The organism is Leucobacter denitrificans, assembly GCF_014396385.1.
Lineage (GTDB): Bacteria > Actinomycetota > Actinomycetes > Actinomycetales > Microbacteriaceae > Leucobacter > Leucobacter denitrificans.
Genome location: NZ_CP060716.1, coordinates 341,070 through 360,386 on the forward strand (window position 1 = coordinate 341,070; position 19,317 = coordinate 360,386).

Below are 19,317 nucleotides of genomic sequence, written 5' to 3' on the forward strand. Positions count from 1 at the left end.
TGCTGCTCACCTGTCGTGTTGGATCGGCTCATTCCGACCGTGGCTGTTAGACCCCTCCACTATGCCATAGGGAACGGTGCTGAACGTGAAAGTCAGTGCGCCTCGCTAACATGAGTGTGTGTCTGAGATCCCAAGTCCAACTGCGCCTCTAGCGGTGCGTATGCGGCCGAGGTCGTTAGACGAGGTAGTGGGGCAGCAGCACCTGCTGCAGCCTGGCTCCCCGCTTAGAGTGATTGCCGACGGGGGAGAAGGATCCGCAGTATCAGTTATTCTCTGGGGCCCACCGGGTACCGGCAAGACAACTATCGCCCAAGCAATTGCTCACTCGAGCGGTCGCAGATTTGTTGAACTCTCAGCGGTCACCGCGGGGATCAAAGATGTGCGCACGGTAATGGAGCGGGCGCTGAACGATCGTGATCTTTACGATATAGCGACCGTATTATTTCTTGACGAGATCCACCGCTTTACCAAAGCACAGCAAGACGCACTGTTGCCTGGCGTAGAGAACGGCTGGGTCACTCTCATCGCTGCAACGACTGAGAACCCGTCGTTCTCGGTCATCAGTCCACTGCTTTCGCGTTCACTGCTGTTGACACTTCACCCGCTGAGTGCTGAAGACTTGGCGCAACTCATCGTTCGCGCCACGTCCGATGCGCGTGGGCTTGCCGGTGGAGTAGAAGTCGATGACGAGGCTCTCGACGCACTGGTACAGCTTTCTTCCGGTGACGCTCGTAGAGCGCTCACAGGTCTTGAGGCTGCGGCATCATCAGCGGTTTCAAGTGCTCCTGAAGCTGCAACCGAAAAACCGCGTATTACTGCTGAACTTGTTTCCGTGGCTGTGAACCGCGCACTTCTTCGCTACGATCGCGACGGCGATCAGCACTATGACGTTGTAAGCGCGTTTATCAAGTCGATGCGGGGCTCTGATCCAGACGCCGCAATGCACTATCTTGCGCGAATGATTGAGGCTGGCGAAGACCCAAGATTTATCGCCCGAAGGCTTATGGTCCATGCGGCCGAAGACGTAGGTCTTGCGGATCCGCAAGCGCTAGTACTAGCTGTTGCTGCGGCTCAGGCGACACAACTTATTGGCCTGCCTGAAGCTCGTATTCCACTGGCCGAAGCCACGCTCTACATAGCGACTGCTCCTAAATCGAATGCTGCGATTACCGCAATCGATGCGGCTATCGCAGATGTCAAAGCGGGTAGATTCGGGCTTGTGCCGAAACACCTTCGCGACGCTCACTACGCTGGCGCCAAGAAGCTGGGGCACGGCAAGGGGTATCGTTATCCTCACAGCGACCCGAGAGGTGTCGTGGGGCAGCAGTATCTTCCTGATGAGCTTGCTGGAGTGCGATACTACGAGCCAACACGCCACGGAAATGAGCGTGAGGTCTCAGATCGGCTGGAGAAGATCCGGCGTATCACGAACAGTGAGTAGTAATCTGCTAAACTAGCCGATGGCCACATGGATCTCGATGCTGGCTGCACACGAGATCTTCATGGCAGGCGCCCATTAGCCGGGTTACTGCAACGGTCGTTCCCTCACCGAAGACGGTTTGTTGCGTCGCGTGCATGCACGAGCGGTAGCTCGAAACATGCGGGCGCAACGTGGCCGAGAGAACATTTTTATTGCAAACCCGAAAGGAAACCTGTGTCGACTACGTCACGCACCCGTTCCAAGACGCGTCTGTCGCGCTCACTTGGCATTGCCCTCACCCCGAAGGCAGCTCGTTACCTTGAGAAGCGCCCATATGGCCCAGGCCAGCACGGTCGCACCAAGCGTAAGAGCGACAGCGACTACGCAGTTCGTCTGCGCGAGAAGCAGCGCCTACGCGCTCAGTACGGCATTCGCGAGAAGCAGCTCGTTATTGCATTCAACGAGGCTCGTCGCCACGATGGCCTGACGGGTGAGAACCTCGTCGAGCTTCTTGAGATGCGCCTCGACGCACTCGTGCTCCGTGCAGGGTTCGCTCGCACGACCGCTCAGGCTCGACAGATGGTTGTGCACCGCCACATTCTTGTCGACGGCAAGCTCGTCGACCGTCCTTCATTCCGCGTGAAGCCAGGTCAGCTCATCCACGTGAAGCCTCGCTCAGAAGCAATGGAGCCTTTCCAGGTTGCTGCTGCGGGTGGACACGCAGAGGTTCTTCCTCCGGTTCCGGGTTACCTCGAAGTTGAGCTTGACAAGCTCCAGGCGCGCCTCGTGCGTCGCCCGAAGCGCGCAGAGGTTCCTGTGACCTGTGAAGTGCAGCTTGTTGTCGAGTTCTACTCGGGCCGCTAAGCGGACAGGCTTTGAAGGCGCTGGGATCCACCTGGATTCCAGCGCCTTCAAGCTTTTCAGGCATTGACGACCGGATAAGCTTGACGGGTATTCTTTCGCGGTACCAATTGGGTGCTGCATCGCGATCGCAGAAGGGCAGAATTACATGCGAAAGTTTGTGTTGCTTGTATTCGGCGCAGCCATTGGATTTGTGGCAGCTCATTTCGTGAATCAAAGCCCGAGCGGGCGTCAGTTTTTTGAACGCGTGAACCGCGGTACTGAGGAGCTCTCACAGGCATTCGCGCAGGGATATCGCGCAGCGGAGCAAGATCAGTTTGAGCAGAAGCTCAATGATCTTGGCCCGAAGAACTAAACAACTGAGTCAATTTTCCTAGTTGAAGGAACGAATAACCACACATGCAGACCGCTGAGATTCAACGCCGTTGGCTGAACTTCTTTGAGCAGCGAGGTCATACTGTTGTCCCGTCGGCTTCCCTGGTCAGTGATGATCCGAGCTTGATGTTCACGGTCGCAGGCATGGTGCCATTCGTTCCGTACCTGTCCGGTCTCGTTCCCGCGCCGTACCCGCGTGCCACTAGTGTTCAGAAGTGCATTCGCACGAACGACATCGAGGAAGTAGGCAAAACCCCTCGCCACGGCACGTTCTTCCAAATGTGCGGCAACTTCTCGTTTGGAGACTACTTCAAGGAAGGCGCGATCCGCTTTGCTTGGGAGCTGCTCACCACGAGTGAAGAAGACGGTGGGCTCGGGTTTGATCCTGCCGATCTCTGGGTCACGGTATACGAGGAAGACGACGAGGCGCTCGCACTGTGGAAACAGTATTCCTCTCTCCCCGAAGAACGTATTCAGAAGCTCGGCAAAGATACCAATTATTGGTCAACCGGTCAGCCAGGCCCCGCAGGGCCTTGCTCTGAGATATTTTTCGACCTCGGACCTGAGTACGGAATTGACGGTGGGCCGGCGACCGATGATGATCGCTATGTCGAGATCTGGAATCTCGTGTTCATGCAGTACCAAATTGCCGATGTAAATTCGAAGACGGACTTCACGATTCTTGGTGAGTTGCCGAAGAAGAACATCGACACTGGTATGGGTCTCGAGCGCGTTGCCTTCATTAAGCAGGGCGTTCAGAACATGTACGAAATCGATCAGGTGCGACCGGTACTCGATCGTGCAGCCGAGCTCGCCGGAAAGACGTACGGTGAGAACCATGATGACGATGTGCGGCTTCGTGTCATCGCAGACCATGTGCGCAGCGGCCTCATGCTCATTGCCGATGGTGTGACACCTTCGAATGAGGGGCGCGGCTACATACTCCGCAGACTACTGCGACGCGTTATCCTATCCATGCGGTTGCTTGGGGTTGAGGGGGCAAGTTTCGGCGAACTGTTCCCGGCCTCACGAGACTCGATGCAGTCCGCATACCCAGAAGTAGCGAGTGGCTTCGATTTCATTTCACGTGTTGCTTACGCAGAAGAGAAGACCTTCCTGCGCACGCTTGCATCCGGAATTCAGATCCTCGACGGCGCCATCAGTGAGGCGAAGGGCGGCGCGGGCAGCGTGACGGGCGAGACTGCCTTCCTGCTACACGACACACATGGTTTTCCGATTGAGCTCTCGCTTGAGATCGCAGAAGAAGCGGGCGTTTCAGTGGATCGCGCAGTCTTCACTCAACTCATGCAAGAGCAGCGAGATCGCGCGAAGGCAGACGCCAAAGCGAAAAAGGGCCAGCGCGCCGATCTTTCGGTATACAAGGAATTGCGTGGACTCGGCGAAACTCAGTTCGTCGGATATGACGCACTGAACCACGAGAGCCGTGTTCTTGGCATCGTCGTTGAGGGCGCCCCCACGTCCGAAGCTCGCGAAGGCGAGATTGCTGAGCTTGTGCTTGCCGAAACTTCGCTTTGGGCAGAGTCTGGCGGCCAAGATTCTGATCAGGGCATCATCGTCGGCGAGGGCTTTGAAGCAGAGGTACTCGACGTGCAGAAGCCGGTTCCCGGTCTCTTCGTGCACACCGTGAAAGTCACGTTCGGCAGTATTGGTATCGACGCGAGGGCAGAGACCCGTGTCGATGCTGACTACCGTCGTGGGGCAACCCAGGCGCACTCGGCAACGCACATTGTGCACGCTGCCCTTCGCGATGTACTTGGGCCGAATGCGCACCAGGCGGGTTCATATAACAAAGCTGGCTACATGCGGCTCGACTTCACCCACTCCGAGGCATTGAGTCAAGCTACAAAGAGCGAGATTGAGGAAATCTCAAATCTTGCAGTTCGATCCGACTATGAGGTTGTAACCCGTGAGATGGGTCTCGATGAGGCGAAGTCACTCGGGGCTATGGCGCTCTTCGGCGAGAAATATGGTGACCGAGTACGAGTTGTTGATATCGGGGGCGCCTGGTCGCGCGAGCTCTGTGCGGGTACTCACGTTTCAAGTTCTGCAGAGGTCGGAATGATTAACCTCGTTGCGGAGAGCTCGGTTGGCTCGACCAACCGACGTGTTGAGTCTCTTGTCGGTATGGAGGCGTTTCAAAGTTTTGCCGCAGAACGCGCGATCGTGCAACAGCTTTCGGGTGGACTTCGCGTGCCGCGGGCCGAAATCGTCGCAAAGGTCGAGGATCTGAGTGCTCAGCTTCGCGCTGCCGAGAAGAAGATAGCTTCACTCGAGGCTGCGCGGCTTGCAGAGCAAGTGCCGACGCTTTTGCAGTCGGCCGAGCGAGTTGGTGCTGTTCAATTTGTGGCAGCGGATCTGGGGAAGGTCGGCTCAGCTGACGATGTTCGCGGTCTTGTCATTCAACTCCGTGAGAAGCTCGGGTCAGAGCCGGGCGTCGTCGTACTCGCGGGAACTGTCCCAGGAGATGGTGCAGGCAAGCCGCTTGTGGTCGCGGCGACGACGGCCTCGGCCCGTGAACTCGGGATCAAGGCGGGCGACCTTGCGAAGCGAGGCGCTCAAGCACTCGGCGGTGGCGGCGGCGGAAAGCCGGACCTTGCTCAGGGCGGTGGCACCGATCCGAGCCAAATAAGTGAAGCGTTGACGCAAATTCGCCGCCTGATCGAGGGATAGCCTGTGCGGGTGGGGGTTCGACTCGGCATCGATGCGGGAAAAGCTCGCATCGGTGTTGCGCGGAGCGATCCACACGGAATGCTTGCGACCCCAATTGAGACGGTGCGACGAGATTCTGGCGGCGAGGCCGATGTGGCGCGCATTGCTGAGCTTGTTGCTGAATACGAGGCTTTCGAGCTTATTGTTGGTCTGCCGTTGAACATGCGCGGGGAACGTACGCCGTCAACCGAAGATGCTGCAAACTTTGCTGACCAACTCGCAAGAAAACTCGCAGGCCAAGTTCAAGTGCGGCTTGTTGATGAGCGACTTTCGACGGTCTCTGCGCAAGGTCAACTACACCAGGTAGGCAAACGTACCAAGGAGAGCAGAAGCGTTATCGACCAGGCCGCCGCTGTGGTGATCTTGCAACACGCACTCGATATCGAGCGCAATCGGGACGAGCCACCTGGAACACTGGTGGAGGCAACTTTTGACGACGAGAGCAATGGGGACTCGAAATGAATGAAGCGTACGGGGAGGAAACCAGGGTGAAGCGACGAGGTCGTATCGTCATCTCGGCAGTGCTCATCGTGTTACTTCTTGCGCTCGGTGGTGGAGCGGCGTACGTCTGGACCCAGTTCGGTGACAGAATCTCTCTCGCAATGGGATGGACGACAAATGACTACGAGGGTGAAGGCCACGGCGAAGTTCTCATCACAATAACCGAGGGAGAAATCGGTTCAGACATCGCTAACGCTCTTGCGGAAGCTGACGTCGTAAAGACCTCCGAGGCATTCTATGAATTGCTTCTTGCGCAAGATCCGGCAGTCGACTTCCAGGTGGGTACCTATCAGCTGAGAATGCAGATGAGCGCGCAGGCCGCTCTCGATGCACTGCAAAACGAAGAAAACCGTATGCGGTACACCGTCACAATTCCCGAGGGCACAGCCGCACTCGATGCGCTCGAACTCGCAGCCGGAGTCATGGGTATCCCGTTCGAGGAGTTCGAACAGGCCGTGCAAGATCCCACGGCGTTTGGTGTGCCCGCAGACTTCCCATCGATCGAAGGTTTCCTCTTCCCAGCTACATACACGTTTGAGCCGGGCGATACTGCTGAGTCGATCATTCAAACAATGGTGGATCGCATGTGGACCGCGCTGGGAGAGCACGGTGTCTCTCCCGAGCAATCTTGGGAGATCCTCACTCTCGCTTCGATCGTGCAGCGTGAGGCCGGATCGAATTTCGAAGACTTCCCGAAAGTATCTCGAGTCTTCCTTAACCGCCTCGATATCGACATGCTGCTGCAATCAGATGCGACGGTCGGGTACGGAACCGGAAACTACGGCACCGTATGGACCAGCGACGAGGAGCGCCAAGATACGTCGAATCCCTACAACACCTATGCGAATCCGGGGCTCCCAATAGGGCCAATTGGTCTTCCGGGTGATGTAGCGATTGAGGCTGCGATTCATCCCGCTGATGGGCCGTGGCTGTACTTCGTCACCGTCGATCTCTCAGTGGGCACAACAGAGTTCGCCACGACGCTCGAAGAGCACGAAGCGAACGTGCAAAAGCTCGCGGAATGGTGCACCACGCACCGGGACGAAGGGGGCACCTACTGTGACTGAGCGTGGGCTCTCTGACGAGGAGCTTCGTCGCCCAGCTCCCGCGCAACTTGCAGTACTCGGACAACCGATCTCGCACTCGAAGTCTCCGGTCATACACCGAGCGGCGTATAGCGCACTTGACCTCCCTTGGGAGTATGAGGCCATAGAGTGCGGGGAATCGCACCTGGCTGATTTCCTATCTTCCCGCGGCCCAGAATGGCGGGGCTTCTCGCTCACCATGCCGCTCAAAGATGAAGCGCGTCGATTGGCCGCAGTCGTTGATCCTGTGGCGGAGGAGAGCGGGGTCGTTAATACGCTGCTTAGACTCACTGATCGCGCAGGGAAGCCGCAGTGGGCGGGTTTCAACACGGACGTCGCAGGGCTTGCTGCCGCGATACGTCGCGCCGGGCTCGACGCAACGCATACGGTGGTGTTGGGTGCTGGCGCGACGGCAACTTCTGCGGTACTCGCTGCGAGAGACCTCGGCGCGCAATCAGTAACTGTTTCAGCTCGTCGCACTGAAGCTGCCGATGCTGTCGTACAGCGATTCCCCGACCTTGCCCAGGCAATGCCTCTTGGAAGCATCCCTGATGACGGATCGACTCTCGTCATTTCAACGTTGCCGGGACCAGCTGGGGCCAGCGTTCAACTTCCGGCCGAACTGTTTAGTGTGCCACTCTTTGATGTCGCATACGACCCCTGGCCGTCTCCACTCGCGCAACGGTGGCGCGAAGCTGGTGGTGAGGCCTACGCGGGACTGGAAATGCTAGTCGAGCAGGCTCTCGTGCAGATCCGGATCTTTGTACAAGGTGATCCGAACACAGCACTCGAGAACGAGCAAGCCGTGCTCGATGAGATGCGTGCCGTGAGTGTGGGAGGATAGAGCTTATGCTTCGTTGGCTTACTGCCGGGGAATCCCACGGCCCAGAACTTATTGCTGTCATAGAGGGCATGCCTGCCGGTGTGCCCGTCTCTCTTGATGGGATCAGAGAAGATCTCGCGCGTCGCAAGCTCGGTTACGGGCGTGGATCGCGCATGAAGTTTGAACAAGACGAACTGAACATCTCTGGCGGCGTCGTCCAGGGTGTTTCGATCGGCGGCCCGATCGCAATTCGCATCGGCAACACGGAATGGCCCAAGTGGCAAGAGGTGATGAGCGCCGAAAAGACTGATCTGACAGAGAAGTCTCGAGGTCGCGGAGCAGCGCTTACCCGCCCGCGTCCGGGCCACGCAGACCTGGTCGGAATGCAGAAGTACGGCTTTGGCGAGGCGCGCCCGGTGCTTGAGCGCGCAAGTGCCCGAGAGACCGCGGCACGCGTTGCGCTCGGTGCAGTAGCTCGCGCGTTCCTCGCAGAGCTCGGAATTGAGCTCGTGAGCCACACTGTTTCGCTCGGTGAGATTGAGACGCCCGAGGGCACAGTATTGCCGCGACCTGAAGACGTGGCCAAGCTCGATGCAGATCCACTGCGATGCTTCGATGAGCAGACGAGCGCTCGCATGGTTGCTGAGGTCGACGACACCAAGAAGTCTGGCGACACCATCGGGGGAATTGTAGAGGTACTCGCGTATGGCCTGCCCCAGGGCTCGGATCGTACGTTCACTGGGATCGAAGGCTCGATTCACGTCTAGCTGGCGCACTCATGGGCATCCAGGCAATTAAGGCCGTTGAAGTTGGAGATGGCTTTGAGACGACGCGTCGCCGCGGTTCGGTGGCGCACGACGAACTGCACATTCGCGATGGTCAGATTGCCCGCGATACGGGTCGCGCGGGTGGTATCGAGGGAGGCATGAGTACCGGTCAGGTGCTTCGTGTCCGTGCAGGTATGAAGCCAATTGCGACGGTGCCTCACGCCCTTCCGACGATTGATGTCGCAACTGGAGAAGAAGCAAAGGCGCACCACCAGCGCAGCGATGTCTCGGCTGTTCCAGCTGCCGGCGTTGTTGCAGAGGCAATGGTCGCACTCGTACTTGCTGAGGCTGTCGTGGAAAAGTTCGGGGGAGACAGCCTTGCCGAAACGCAGCGCAATCTTCAGGGCTTCCTCAACGCAATTCCTGAGCGGCTCATAACGGCCCAAGAGTCGTGATCGCCTCGCGTCGCGCTGCCCGGCAGGCGGGTCCTCCCGTCACCGCGCCTAAGCCTGCGCCGCCGACGCATCGTGTGCTCCCTGTAGGTGAGGAGTCGCACACGCACAACCCGACCGAGGTGGAGGCCTCGAAGAAGGCGAAGCAACGGCGTAAGCGTCGGCGCCGAGGTGCATCGAGAGTGCCCGATCGAGCAATTGTCTTCGTTGGACCGATGGCAGCGGGAAAGACGAGCCTTGGGCGGCGGGTTGCGAAAGAGCTTGCGGTGCCGTTTGTTGACAGTGACGTTCTGTTCGTGCGCGAGCACGGTGCCATTACAGACTTCTTTGCGGCTCATGGTGAGCCTGAGTTTCGACGCATTGAAGCCGAGATCATTGCGGCTGAACTTGCGAAGCCGGGCACGAAAATTCTTGCGCTTGGCGGGGGAGCAGTGCTCACTGAGTCGACACGTCAGTTGCTCGCCCAATATCCCACAATTCTGCTTATGACTACGCAAGATGCTGTGCTGCGCACTGCGAACCTCTCGCGTCGGCCGCTCCTGCGAGATGATCCATCTGCTTGGGGAAGAATTCTTGCGGAACGTAAGCCCCTGTATCTTGAGGTCGCTAACGTCACCTTCAGAACTGATCGCGCAGGCAAAGAGCAGCTGACGAAGCGTGTTGTTCAGTGGGTCAAAGCTTACGGGCGAAAAGAACGCGCGAATGCGCGACGATCCACTACTGAACGTGGGCGCGAGGTTTCAATGGATGAGAAGAAGGAACGGGAGTAACCATGTCTTCGACTGTGAGCGAGATCATCGTTACGGGTGAGTCGAACTACGCGATTTCGGTTGGGCGCGGGTTGCTGGATCGGATACCCGAGGCTCTGGGCGACAAGGTCGCCAAGGTGCTGATTGTGCACACTCCAACCGTGGGTAAGCTTGCCGATGACTTGCGTGCATCGCTACAGGAGACATATGCGCAGGTGTTGCTCGCTGAGGTGCCCGATGCTGAATCGGCAAAGCGCGTCGAAGTAGCGGCGTTCTGCTGGCAGATTCTCGGGCAGGCTGACTTTACGCGTAGCGATGCCATCATCGGCTTGGGCGGTGGAGCGGTGACTGACCTCGCAGGCTTCGTCGCAGCAACCTGGTTGCGGGGGGTCAAACTCGTACAGGTTCCGACGACTGTCCTCGGAATGGTAGATGCCTCCGTCGGGGGCAAAACCGGAATCAATACCGCTGAAGGAAAGAACCTCGTCGGCGCGTTTTATGCGCCGGCTGCAGTGATCTGTGACTTAGAGGTGCTGGGTTCCTTGCCGAAGAACGAAGTCCTGGCTGGTTTCGCAGAGGTGGCGAAGTGTGGGTTCATTGCTGAACCTGAGATTCTCGACATTATCGAAGCAGATGTGGATCGTGCCACGGATTCAACGACACCGGAGTTTCAGCGTGTTGTTGAACTTGCGATCGGTGTGAAAGCACGAGTGGTCTCGGAGGATTTCAAGGAGGGTGGTCTTCGCGAGATCCTCAACTATGGGCACACCCTGGGCCACGCGATTGAACACGCTGAGCGTTATCAGTGGCGTCACGGCGTTGCCATCGCGATAGGCATGATGTTCGCAGCAGAACTTGGGCGTATGGCTGGCTCGCTATCAGACGAGGCGGTTGCCAGGCATAAGCGCGTGCTCTCACTTCTCGGGCTTCCGATGCAGTACCCCGCAGGGCGATGGTCAGGGCTACTTGCCACGATGCAGCGCGATAAGAAGGCTCGGGCCGGAATGCTTCGATTTATCGTTCTCGATGACATCGCGAAGCCCCGGGTACTTGCTGGTGTCGATGACTCGATTCTCCAATTCGCGTATCAGGAAATTGCGAGCTGAGAGACGGGTTCGACTCTCGCGCAATCTCAGAATTGCGCGTACAATGTGGATATGAGTATCGCAGCAACAGGGCAACCGGGGTTCGTTGAGGGTTTTCGAATGCTGCTCGGAGCGGCCGGGAACGGAGCGCTGCTTGCGGAACTGCTTGGGGTAAAACCATCACAGGTGACCAGATGGAAGCAGGGCACGCAAGTGCCCTCGGCTGAATCGGCCCGCTCGATCATGGACTTTGCGTATATCGTGGCGCGGGCCGAATCGGTTATGCATACGAGGGTCGTACCAATTTGGCTCGATTCACCGAATCAGTTTTTGCGTGGTTCGACACCGCGTGAGTGCATCAAATTGGGTCGGGTGGCCGAAGTAATCGGCGCGATTGACGCCGAAGATGAGGGCGCTTACGCCTAACGGCCATGACAGGCGAGACTCTGCGGCTCTATCGTTGCTACCCAAGAATTTCTGGGGCCCGAACGGGCAAACCCGGTCACTGGTCCTATGTACCGAGGCCCCAGTTTCACGGCCGCTGGGACAATTCTGACCTGTATGACTCGTGGTATTTCTCGAAATCGCAGGTAGGGGCAGTTGCTGAGAGCTTCTACAACAAACGTGAGTGGATCCCAGAGGTCTTTTTGACTCCGGCAGGTACTCCGCGAGCAATTGCTGAGTTCACATATTCTGGCGGCTCGCTTCTCGATTTAGACGATGCGGAAACGCTAATGGGTTTGGGAATCCGGCCCAGTGAGGTTGTTGTACAAGACTTGAGCAAGACACAGCAACTTGCGCAACGGGTGTTTGAAACACGAGCGAGCGACTGCGGAGGACTCTCGTGGTGGTCAGCACAGATGCCGTCTGAGAGTTCGGTTATGCTGTGGGCCGAAGACGGGGCTCCGCCAGCGGGACTCAAACTATCAGGGATTCAGTCGCTGAGCCTGGAGCACCCAGCCGTTATAGAGGCGGCAGCCCGACTTTATCGTCCACTCGGTGCATAGGTACGCCGTGATCCACCCTTGTGGGGGCCCGCGAGAAAACCTTGCGAGCGCAGAATGAGGGCGAGCACCTGGCGATCTTCGGCGTGCATGACGCCCTCGACGAACCTGTTGAGAGCAAGGTCGAGTGAGATGAGTCCTCCGCTTCCGGCGACCTTCTGCAAGATTGCGACGAGTGTGCGGGGAGCAAGCACAGATTCTTCGAGCCCCGGCCTTCCATCTATTTCGCGCTCTGTCGAAACAAATTCCGAAAAGCCCTCACCATGTGCTCCAGAAAACACCTGTTGGCTGATGAAGGCTGCGCGTGACACTCGCTCAAGCTCGTCAGCGGAGAGCGGGATGTTTCCTTCTTTGTCTGCAATCGACGCGGCTGCCAGAAGCGCGTTTTCGACGGGCGTGTCAGTGTATTCACGCGTATGGTCTGGGTAGTGTACACGGTAGCTATTCGCCCCGAATCTGTTCACCAATTCTGCGCTCATACGGTCTATGCCGCGATAGCGGTGCGGAGTCTGTTCGTTCGCGGTCGCAAGAATGACGAACCCTTGGGCAACGGTAACCTGTTCACCGGCATTCTCTTGAACAGAGAAACTATCGCCGGGACGAAGTTGCAATACTCTGTTCAGACGCTTCAGGAACTCGGCTGGCATCGCATTTACTTCGTCGAGTATGAGGGGACCGCCCGTGGTCATCGCTCGAAGCAGTGGTCCCGGAACAAAGACGCTCGCTGTAGCACCGTCAACCGGTCTCAGTTCGTGGCTGCCGATCAATTGTGTGCTCGAGATGTCGCCGTATCCGGACACAAATTCTGGTTGTCTGCCCAGGCGTCTTGAAAGGTACTCTGCGAGTGCGGTCTTTGCTCCACCGGTTTCTCCGAGCAGGAGCATCGGCTCACCACGCATGAGTGCTGGGAGAGACTCAGCAATAATGTCTCGCATCTGCCTGGTCAGAAGCAGCCCACGTTCGAGTTGAGACCTTGCCTCACGTAATCGTAGTGAGGAGACGGCTTCGAGCACCGCGTCTCGCGTAGTCGCATCTTTGATTTGCGTATCGAGCCACGAAACGTGCTCGTCAGTTGCGTGCGCAGCTTTGGTGCGGAGTTCTGCTTGTCGTGCTCGCTCTGTAGCAAGCAGCGTACGTCGCGCGCTACCTGCACGATGTGCGAACGCATCGATCTCTTTACGTAGTTCTCGCTGCGACAGTTCATGCTTACGAGTGAGCACGGCTGTTCTCAGAACCGAAGCGCGCTCGGTGAGTGCCGAGTCCACAACCTCTCGAGTCTCCGGATCCGCGAGTAGCGCATCAAGACGCTGACGTAGCGCCTCGGCTGCATCGTGCGCAAGCATGTCTTGAGAGTGTGCGCGTGCGACACGACGCGCCCTACGAAGCTCCCTGGCGGTTTCGGCAACCTCAGCAAGCACAGGATCTGTCGCGGGCGAAAGCATATCGTCACGCTACCACTCGCTAGTGTGGTGACATGGCTGAGGCGCATGGTGAAGCTCGATTGCGCGGAACAATTATGGCCGCGTCTGCAGTGCTCGGCGTGCCAGTTCATCTTGTAGAGGGCGACAGGTGGAAGGTCGAAGACGGTGCGGTGAGCGTCGGTCTCGACAGACTAATTGCAAACCGGGACAGTGATGCCGCAGCCGCACGGGTTCTACTTTTGATTTGGGAATCAGTGCGGGAGGTGCGAGTTGCCAAACTTCGCCGGATGCGGAGACTCGCGCTCGCACGGCAGAACCCGGATCATGAACCAGTTCTTGCGACAATCGACCGGCTATTTGCAGTGCGAGAATTGACCGCGGCGATGCCTCATCTGCGGGAGCCGTTGGCCCGCGTGATCTATGCCGATCTCCCGGGTAACGTGGGCGAGTTGAATAGAAATCTGCAGTGGTTATGTGCGTTGCTCGCTATCACCGCTGATGCGCGCGCTAGTCGAAGGTACATCGAGGCTTGTTCGCTCGAAGTTGAGGAAGAACTTTCGAGACTTCAGAAGACCGGCGGTGCGACTGCTGCCGCTCAGGTGCTTCGCCTTGCACTTGCACCAGACGGCAGCCGAGCGCATCTTCAGCGCTTTGAGCGTGCGTACGCCCTTATCGTTCCTCCATTCGAACGCCTCATGAAGATTGACCGCGCGCGCACTGGAATCGAGCCCGGATCACGAGAGGGCGTGGCGTCACCAGAGCAGTCGGTCGCGACCGAAGGGAGTGATGCGGGTGTAGCCTTCGACGCAGATAATGCCGAGCCAGGTGATGCCAACGCAGAAGCGTCGAACGATGAAAGTGAGGAGTCTGCCCGCGCTGGAGATAAGCGAGATTCCGCAGAGGGATCGGATCTCTTCGTCGCTGAACAGGCTGGTTTCGTCGCAAGTGTGCTCGACACTCCTTTGCCTGCCGGAGGCGCCTGGGCCGACGAAGTGCTGCCAGACGACCTCAGCGCGACTGGTGCATCAGAAACGGCGCCGACGACGCTTCCGTCTGGGCCGAGCCATTCGGGTGGATCGGCAGCAACATCGCTCGCAATCTATCGTGAGCAAGTGCGTGAACTCTCTCCACACATTGAACGATTGCGTGAGGTATGGCAGATCGTTATTTCTGAGCGGATTGGCGCGCGCAACGTCTTGTCTCGTGTTCCAAACCCAGAAGGTGAGGTGCTCGACAAGAGCTCACTTGTTCGAATTGTCGCCGAGGTGACTGCGGGAGTGAAACGCCCGAATGCCTATCTTTCACGACATCGTGACCTGCGCCGCACGAAACGAGAAGGAAGCACGGACTACATTTTGTTGATTGACCGATCCGCTTCAATGCTTGGCGCACCAGCCGAAGCAGCCGCCGATGCGGCACTCATTATGCTCGAGTCACTTGCAGCCGTGGAACGCGATATTGCGGCAGAAGAACGTGCACTCGACATCGACCTTGAACTCGCGTTGCGAACTGCGCTGATTGTCTATGACACCGAAGCTACCGTGGTTAAGCCGCTCTCAGGAGCGCTCGATGACCACACACGACGTCGCATGCACGCCGAGATCCGGGCCCCTCGTGGATCCACGAACGACTCGGTGGCTCTTGAAGCAGCGGCACGTGAGCTTCGAATTGGTGTGGGCCGCGAACACCTGAGCGTCGGAGTGGAACGTCGCCGAGTGGTCATCCTGGTGAGCGATGGTGGAACCGACGACAGTGCGCGTGCGCACACTCGATTGCTCAATTTGCGCGCGGCGGGAGTGAAAGTGTTTGGCATTGGGATCCGTACCGGCGATCTCGTCACCCGATTTGCGCCAGACGGGATGCAGCTCGATGACGCAAACGCTTTACCCGCAGTGATCGAAGACCTCATTAGGTCGTCGGGTCTTGACCGGGACCACTCATGACAGAGTCGATAGGCTCGAGGCCGGAGGAACAGATGGAACACGCAGGCGACAGCGGCGCAACCGAACAGGTTCGGCTTGCCAGACTGCTATTTGGTGAGCTCGCGCAAGAGCTTGACCGCGCGCTCGGTGACGATCACGGTGTGAGTGGATCCGTCGACCGAGCCCTCGACGAAGCTGTGAACGAGATTCGCAAGGGAGAAGCAGGAAAGGCTGCGTTTATCGGTCTGCACGAGAGCGAAGCAGCAAGGCTGGCCGATTCATTTCACGCCGCACGCAGCGTTGCCTCGTTGGCCGGGCTTACGGTGCCCGAGCCCGAAGAGTTCTGGCTTAGCGGTGCCCAGCGAGAGAAACTCGCCCGCGCACTCATATCCGATCACTCGCTTGTAGCTGTGCCAGCCCCGTATGGGCTCGGGGCCAATCGGTGGATCGAGGTATTCCGTGCGGTTGCGAGGCAGCAGGGGAGCACGCTTTCGCTCACCGCACCACTTACCTTTGCTCCGGAAGTTCTTGGCGCGTTTGCTTCACTCGACAGCGCCCCAGCGCGGGTGCCCTCAGTGCGGGGCTGGACACTCAGGCTCGTTCCCGGAGATGATTCGCCCGCGCGCATGGGGGTGAACTACTCTGTCGGCCCACACGCAACGCTGCCAGAGATGCTCATGCTGCAGCTCATGAATCTCGTTCGAGGGGCTGATCCCGTGGATCGACGGAGCTTTACGTGGCTCCAAGGAACGTTCGCCGATGGAAAATTTGCCGCTCGCCACTTCTACGACGAATCGGGTCGGGGAGTTGGCGTGAATGCGCGTGAGATTGGGAATCAGGGGCCTCACCTTGGCGTTCGAACTCCCGTGAGCTAGTGGTTCTCCCAAACACTCGGGGCGTCTTGTCTGGTAGATGGAAGCCGCGTCGAGGTGCCCCATTCTAGAATCTCGGGGGGAAGCCGAAGTTCATCAGGGTTTGCCCCCGACTTATCGATGATCTCGTCGACTGGAACGACCCCTCCGCCAGTGCGAAGAATTCGGCCGCGTACGATCGCGCGCGCATAAATCTCGGGTTCGCCTGCGATGCCTGACCCTCGCGGAGCAGGGCGCACAAATCGCTGCTCAAGGTACACAGCCTGGTCGTCGAACCCTAAGATCTGCGACTCAACGGTAAATTTCTGCCAAGGATTCAACGACTTCCGATAAGAGATTGTCTGGCCGACAACCACTGGATACCAGCCCTCGCGCCTAAACAGTTCGAAAACACCGTTCCGAAGCAGAAGGTCGAATCGGCCAATATCCATGATGGACAAATACTTGCCGTTGTTCATGTGTCGGAGGATATCGATGTCGGTCGGCCACACCCGAAACTGCGACCGTGAGACATCAGTGAACCCGATTTTCGAGCCCCGTTTTCCGACGAACCACTGATGCCAAAGTGTGCGAGGAAGCATATGCATGTGATCAGCCTAGGTTTGGCAAGATCGATCTCAGAATCTTTTGTCGAACACCGCAAAACTGGCGGGTGTAAGATGGATCGGCGCGTTCCGCGTACGAACCTCGAATCAGCAACTGGAGCATGACAACATGGCAACCTCGAACGACATCAAGAACGGCACAGTCATCAAGGAGGCAGGTCAGCTCTGGAACGTTTTGGAGTTTCAGCACGTAAAGCCTGGCAAGGGTGGTGCGTTTGTGCGCACTAAGCAGAAGAATGTTGTCACGGGCAAAATCATTGATAAGACGTACAACGCTGGCGCGAAGATCGAGACGGCAACCGTTGATCGCCGTGACTTCCAGTACCTCTACCAAGACGGTGCAGATTTCGTATTTATGGATCTGAGCGATTACGACCAGCTCACGGTATCCGCTGCGGTGGTAGGCGATGCGCACAAGTACATGCTCGAAAATCAGCAGGTGCAGATTGGTCTGCACGAAGGTGAGCCACTGTACCTTGAGATGCCGGCTTCGGTGGTTCTTGAGGTGACATACACCGAGCCAGGACTGCAGGGTGACCGCTCAACAGGTGGCACCAAGTCGGCAACGGTTGAGACCGGTGCTGAGATTCAGGTTCCTCTCTTTCTCGAGACCGGCACCAAGGTCAAGGTTGACACTCGCACGGGGGATTACCTCGGCCGTGTCAACGAATAAGCGTTCATGAGTGCACGTACTAAGGCGCGCAAGCGCGCGCTTGACATGCTGTTTCAGGCAGATGTGCTTGAAACTACACTCGCTGAAATCGTCAGTGCCGAAGCCGGGCGTGCCCTAAACGAGCCAGACCGCGTGGCTTCGTGGATATACGCCCGTGAGATCGTCGATGGTGTCGCAGATCACCGCGAGGAGATCGATGAGTTGATTTCAAGCTACGCGCAGGGATGGACGATTGATCGCATGCCCAATGTGGATCGCGCTATTTTGCGGCTCACTTCTTGGGAGATTTTGTACAACCCCGAGGTGCCAGCCGCGGTGGCTATTAATGAAGCCGTCGGTTTAGCGAAGCAGTACTCAACTGAAGACTCGAGCAGATTTGTGAATGGAGTGTTGGGGCGCATCGCTGAACACGCGCAGGCGTGACGTGCGATAGACTTGCCCGTGTTGCAGCTTTTCTTTAATGGCGTCCAGTGAGGCGCAGAAGGGAGGCGGAGAATGAACACGCGAACGGTTCTCGACCAGGCCGAGATTTCGCGGGCTCTTACCCGTATCTCACATGAAATCATTGAGGCAAACAAGGGTGTTTCAGATCTCGTTTTAGTTGGAATACCAACACGAGGCACCCATCTTGCCCAGCGAATAGCGGCAAATATCTCTCGCATTGAGGGCGTTGACGTACCCGTAGGTAGTCTCGATGTGACGATGTATCGTGATGACCTCGCGCACCATCCCACTCGCGCGCCCATGCCAACGGAGATGCCGGAAGATATCGACGGTGCAACTGTGGTGCTTGTAGACGATGTGTTGTATTCGGGGCGCACGGTTCGGGCTGCGCTCGACGCTTTGGGCGATCATGGTAGGCCCAAGGTTGTGCGCCTTGCCGCTCTTATCGATCGCGGTCACCGGGAACTGCCGATCCGCGCTGATTTTATCGGGAAGAATTTGCCGAGTTCTCGCGACGAGCGAATCTCAGTGCGCCTCGTAGAACACGATGGGGAAGACGCGGTAACGATCTCGTGAGGCATCTCATTGACACCCGCACGCTTACGCGAGACGAGGCGCTCCTCATCCTCGATACCGCGGAAGACATGGCAGCGACGCAACAGCGCGAAGTCAAAAAGCTTCCGACACTTCGTGGCAAGTCAGTAGTGAATCTGTTTTTTGAAGACTCGACTCGCACGCGGATCTCGTTCGAAGCCGCCGCTAAGCGTCTTTCTGCCGACGTCATCAACTTCAGTGCGAAGGGCAGCTCAGTTTCTAAGGGTGAGTCTCTCAAAGACACTGCCCAAACCCTGCAGGCAATCGGCGCAGATGGGGTCATTATTCGGCACCCTGCGAGCGGCGCGGCCGCGAGGCTGGCCTCGAGTGGGTGGATCGACGCGGGTGTCTTGAACGCCGGAGATGGCACGCACGAGCACCCCACCCAAGCTCTGCTTGATGCGTTCACGATTCGTCGAAGACTGCATGGTGAGGGGAGTCGCGGCAAGGGGCTCGATGGTGTCTCGGTCGTGATCGTGGGAGATATCGCTCACTCGCGTGTTGCCCGTTCGAACCTGTGGTTGCTCAATGCGCTCGGTGCTCGTGTGAGCTTTGTAGCGCCCGAGACGCTCTTGCCGTTCGGGGTGCGATCTTGGCCCGTGGCGATCCACCATTCGCTCGACACCGCTCTTCGTGAGGAGCAACCCGACGTCGTCATGATGCTCCGCATACAGTCTGAACGCATGCACGCAGCGTACTTTCCGAACGATCGTGAATACGCGCGAAACTGGGGTCTCGACGACCGCAGGTTCGAGGGACTGAGCGACGACACACTCGTGATGCACCCGGGGCCCATGAACCGAGGACTTGAAATTTCATCACGCGCGGCTGATTCTTCGCAATCAACCGTGCTCGAACAAGTTACACACGGTGTCTCGGTGCGAATGGCGGCACTGTACCTACTGCTATCCGGCGAACGAATTGAAAGCTGAAA

General features: G+C 57.9%; 19 protein-coding genes and 1 pseudogene. 18 read left to right on the top strand and 2 right to left on the bottom strand.

What is annotated here, in order from left to right; translation table 11 throughout:
- Positions 1 to 127 precede the first annotated feature (127 nt).
- The 12 genes and pseudogenes from H9L06_RS01650 to H9L06_RS12010 all read left to right on the top strand — a co-directional run bounded on the left by H9L06_RS01650 (position 128) and on the right by H9L06_RS12010 (position 11,855).
- Entirely contained in the window at positions 128 to 1,441 is a 1,314-nt protein-coding gene (locus H9L06_RS01650) for a replication-associated recombination protein A (protein ID WP_382336674.1), read from the top strand.
- Between the two features lie 213 nt (positions 1,442 to 1,654).
- Entirely contained in the window at positions 1,655 to 2,284 is a 630-nt protein-coding gene (rpsD, locus tag H9L06_RS01655; RefSeq protein ID WP_187555572.1) for a 30S ribosomal protein S4, read from the top strand.
- Positions 2,285 to 2,429: 145 nt separating this feature from the next.
- Positions 2,430 to 2,636: a hypothetical protein gene (locus H9L06_RS01660; RefSeq protein WP_187555573.1), complete on the top strand. Its 207-nt coding sequence runs from the start codon at positions 2,430 to 2,432 to the stop codon at positions 2,634 to 2,636.
- Positions 2,637 to 2,680: 44 nt separating this feature from the next.
- Positions 2,681 to 5,347 (top strand): alanine--tRNA ligase, encoded by a 2,667-nt coding sequence (gene alaS, locus H9L06_RS01665; protein ID WP_187555574.1) that lies wholly within the window; start codon positions 2,681 to 2,683, stop codon positions 5,345 to 5,347.
- Between the two features lie 3 nt (positions 5,348 to 5,350).
- The gene (gene ruvX / locus H9L06_RS01670) at positions 5,351 to 5,848 is read left to right on the top strand and encodes a Holliday junction resolvase RuvX (RefSeq protein ID WP_187555575.1); all 498 of its coding nucleotides are present in this window, start codon (positions 5,351 to 5,353) and stop codon (positions 5,846 to 5,848) included.
- Positions 5,845 to 6,954, top strand: coding sequence for an endolytic transglycosylase MltG (gene mltG / locus H9L06_RS01675; protein ID WP_187555576.1), 1,110 nt, complete (start codon positions 5,845 to 5,847; stop codon positions 6,952 to 6,954). Before ruvX ends, mltG begins: the two co-directional genes overlap by 4 nt.
- A complete protein-coding gene (locus tag H9L06_RS01680) occupies positions 6,947 to 7,816 on the top strand; it encodes a shikimate dehydrogenase family protein (RefSeq protein ID WP_187555577.1) in 870 nt (289 codons plus the stop codon). Before mltG ends, H9L06_RS01680 begins: the two co-directional genes overlap by 8 nt.
- A 5-nt stretch (positions 7,817 to 7,821) precedes the next feature.
- Positions 7,822 to 9,017: pseudogene (gene aroC, locus H9L06_RS01685) on the top strand (chorismate synthase).
- Complete coding sequence (locus tag H9L06_RS01690; protein WP_187555578.1) at positions 9,014 to 9,784, top strand: shikimate kinase; 771 nt, start codon at positions 9,014 to 9,016, stop codon at positions 9,782 to 9,784. The pseudogene aroC and the gene H9L06_RS01690 overlap by 4 nt, the downstream one beginning before the upstream one ends.
- A gap of 2 nt (positions 9,785 to 9,786) precedes the next feature.
- Positions 9,787 to 10,869: a 3-dehydroquinate synthase gene (gene aroB, locus H9L06_RS01695; RefSeq protein ID WP_187555579.1), complete on the top strand. Its 1,083-nt coding sequence runs from the start codon at positions 9,787 to 9,789 to the stop codon at positions 10,867 to 10,869.
- Between the two features lie 51 nt (positions 10,870 to 10,920).
- Positions 10,921 to 11,274, top strand: coding sequence for a helix-turn-helix domain-containing protein (locus tag H9L06_RS01700; protein WP_187555580.1), 354 nt, complete (start codon positions 10,921 to 10,923; stop codon positions 11,272 to 11,274).
- Between the two features lie 5 nt (positions 11,275 to 11,279).
- On the top strand, positions 11,280 to 11,855 hold the full coding sequence (locus H9L06_RS12010; protein ID WP_187555581.1) for an RES family NAD+ phosphorylase: 576 nt from the start codon (positions 11,280 to 11,282) through the stop codon (positions 11,853 to 11,855).
- On the opposite strand, the gene H9L06_RS01710 is transcribed toward H9L06_RS12010, so the two are convergent.
- A complete protein-coding gene (locus H9L06_RS01710; RefSeq protein ID WP_187555582.1) occupies positions 11,834 to 13,294 on the bottom strand; it encodes an AAA family ATPase in 1,461 nt (486 codons plus the stop codon). The two genes, H9L06_RS12010 and H9L06_RS01710, sit on opposite strands and share 22 nt — an antisense overlap.
- A gap of 32 nt (positions 13,295 to 13,326) precedes the next feature.
- On the opposite strand from H9L06_RS01710, the gene H9L06_RS01715 reads away from it, so the two are divergent.
- Together H9L06_RS01715 and H9L06_RS01720 are read left to right on the top strand one after the other, a co-directional pair.
- Positions 13,327 to 15,216: a vWA domain-containing protein gene (locus H9L06_RS01715; protein WP_187555583.1), complete on the top strand. Its 1,890-nt coding sequence runs from the start codon at positions 13,327 to 13,329 to the stop codon at positions 15,214 to 15,216.
- 32 nt (positions 15,217 to 15,248) lie between these two features.
- On the top strand, positions 15,249 to 16,070 hold the full coding sequence (locus H9L06_RS01720) for a hypothetical protein (RefSeq protein ID WP_187555584.1): 822 nt from the start codon (positions 15,249 to 15,251) through the stop codon (positions 16,068 to 16,070).
- On the opposite strand, the gene H9L06_RS01725 is transcribed toward H9L06_RS01720, so the two are convergent.
- Positions 16,067 to 16,654 (bottom strand): thioesterase family protein, encoded by a 588-nt coding sequence (locus tag H9L06_RS01725; RefSeq protein WP_187555585.1) that lies wholly within the window; start codon positions 16,652 to 16,654, stop codon positions 16,067 to 16,069. The genes H9L06_RS01720 and H9L06_RS01725 overlap by 4 nt on opposite strands.
- Before the next feature lie 127 nt (positions 16,655 to 16,781).
- Between H9L06_RS01725 and efp the strand changes: the two genes are divergently transcribed.
- The 4 genes from efp to H9L06_RS01745 all read left to right on the top strand — a co-directional run bounded on the left by efp (position 16,782) and on the right by H9L06_RS01745 (position 19,315).
- Positions 16,782 to 17,345, top strand: a complete 564-nt coding sequence (efp, locus tag H9L06_RS01730) for an elongation factor P (protein ID WP_187555586.1) — start codon at positions 16,782 to 16,784, stop codon at positions 17,343 to 17,345.
- A 6-nt stretch (positions 17,346 to 17,351) separates the two neighbouring features.
- Complete coding sequence (nusB, locus tag H9L06_RS01735; protein WP_187555587.1) at positions 17,352 to 17,768, top strand: transcription antitermination factor NusB; 417 nt, start codon at positions 17,352 to 17,354, stop codon at positions 17,766 to 17,768.
- A 72-nt stretch (positions 17,769 to 17,840) separates the two neighbouring features.
- Positions 17,841 to 18,365, top strand: coding sequence for a bifunctional pyr operon transcriptional regulator/uracil phosphoribosyltransferase PyrR (gene pyrR / locus H9L06_RS01740; protein WP_187555588.1), 525 nt, complete (start codon positions 17,841 to 17,843; stop codon positions 18,363 to 18,365).
- On the top strand, positions 18,362 to 19,315 hold the full coding sequence (locus H9L06_RS01745) for an aspartate carbamoyltransferase catalytic subunit (protein WP_187555589.1): 954 nt from the start codon (positions 18,362 to 18,364) through the stop codon (positions 19,313 to 19,315). The genes pyrR and H9L06_RS01745 overlap by 4 nt, the downstream gene beginning before the upstream one ends.
- The last annotated feature ends 2 nt before the right edge of the window (positions 19,316 to 19,317 follow it).

Bases quoted from the DNA above. Each gene is read 5' to 3' on its own strand.
- H9L06_RS01700 (WP_187555580.1), top strand. From the start codon at position 10,921: ATGAGTATCGCAGCAACAGGGCAACCGGGGTTCGTTGAGGGTTTTCGA.
- pyrR (WP_187555588.1), top strand. From the start codon at position 17,841: ATGAACACGCGAACGGTTCTCGACCAGGCCGAGATTTCGCGGGCTCTT.
- aroB (WP_187555579.1), top strand. From the start codon at position 9,787: ATGTCTTCGACTGTGAGCGAGATCATCGTTACGGGTGAGTCGAACTAC.
- H9L06_RS12010 (WP_187555581.1), top strand. From the start codon at position 11,280: ATGACAGGCGAGACTCTGCGGCTCTATCGTTGCTACCCAAGAATTTCT.
- H9L06_RS01720 (WP_187555584.1), top strand. From the start codon at position 15,249: ATGGAACACGCAGGCGACAGCGGCGCAACCGAACAGGTTCGGCTTGCC.
- H9L06_RS01715 (WP_187555583.1), top strand. From the start codon at position 13,327: ATGGCTGAGGCGCATGGTGAAGCTCGATTGCGCGGAACAATTATGGCC.
- alaS (WP_187555574.1), top strand. From the start codon at position 2,681: ATGCAGACCGCTGAGATTCAACGCCGTTGGCTGAACTTCTTTGAGCAG.
- H9L06_RS01710 (WP_187555582.1), bottom strand. From the start codon at position 13,294: ATGCTTTCGCCCGCGACAGATCCTGTGCTTGCTGAGGTTGCCGAAACC.
- efp (WP_187555586.1), top strand. From the start codon at position 16,782: ATGGCAACCTCGAACGACATCAAGAACGGCACAGTCATCAAGGAGGCA.
- H9L06_RS01660 (WP_187555573.1), top strand. From the start codon at position 2,430: ATGCGAAAGTTTGTGTTGCTTGTATTCGGCGCAGCCATTGGATTTGTG.
- nusB (WP_187555587.1), top strand. From the start codon at position 17,352: ATGAGTGCACGTACTAAGGCGCGCAAGCGCGCGCTTGACATGCTGTTT.
- H9L06_RS01725 (WP_187555585.1), bottom strand. From the start codon at position 16,654: ATGCATATGCTTCCTCGCACACTTTGGCATCAGTGGTTCGTCGGAAAA.
- mltG (WP_187555576.1), top strand. From the start codon at position 5,845: ATGAATGAAGCGTACGGGGAGGAAACCAGGGTGAAGCGACGAGGTCGT.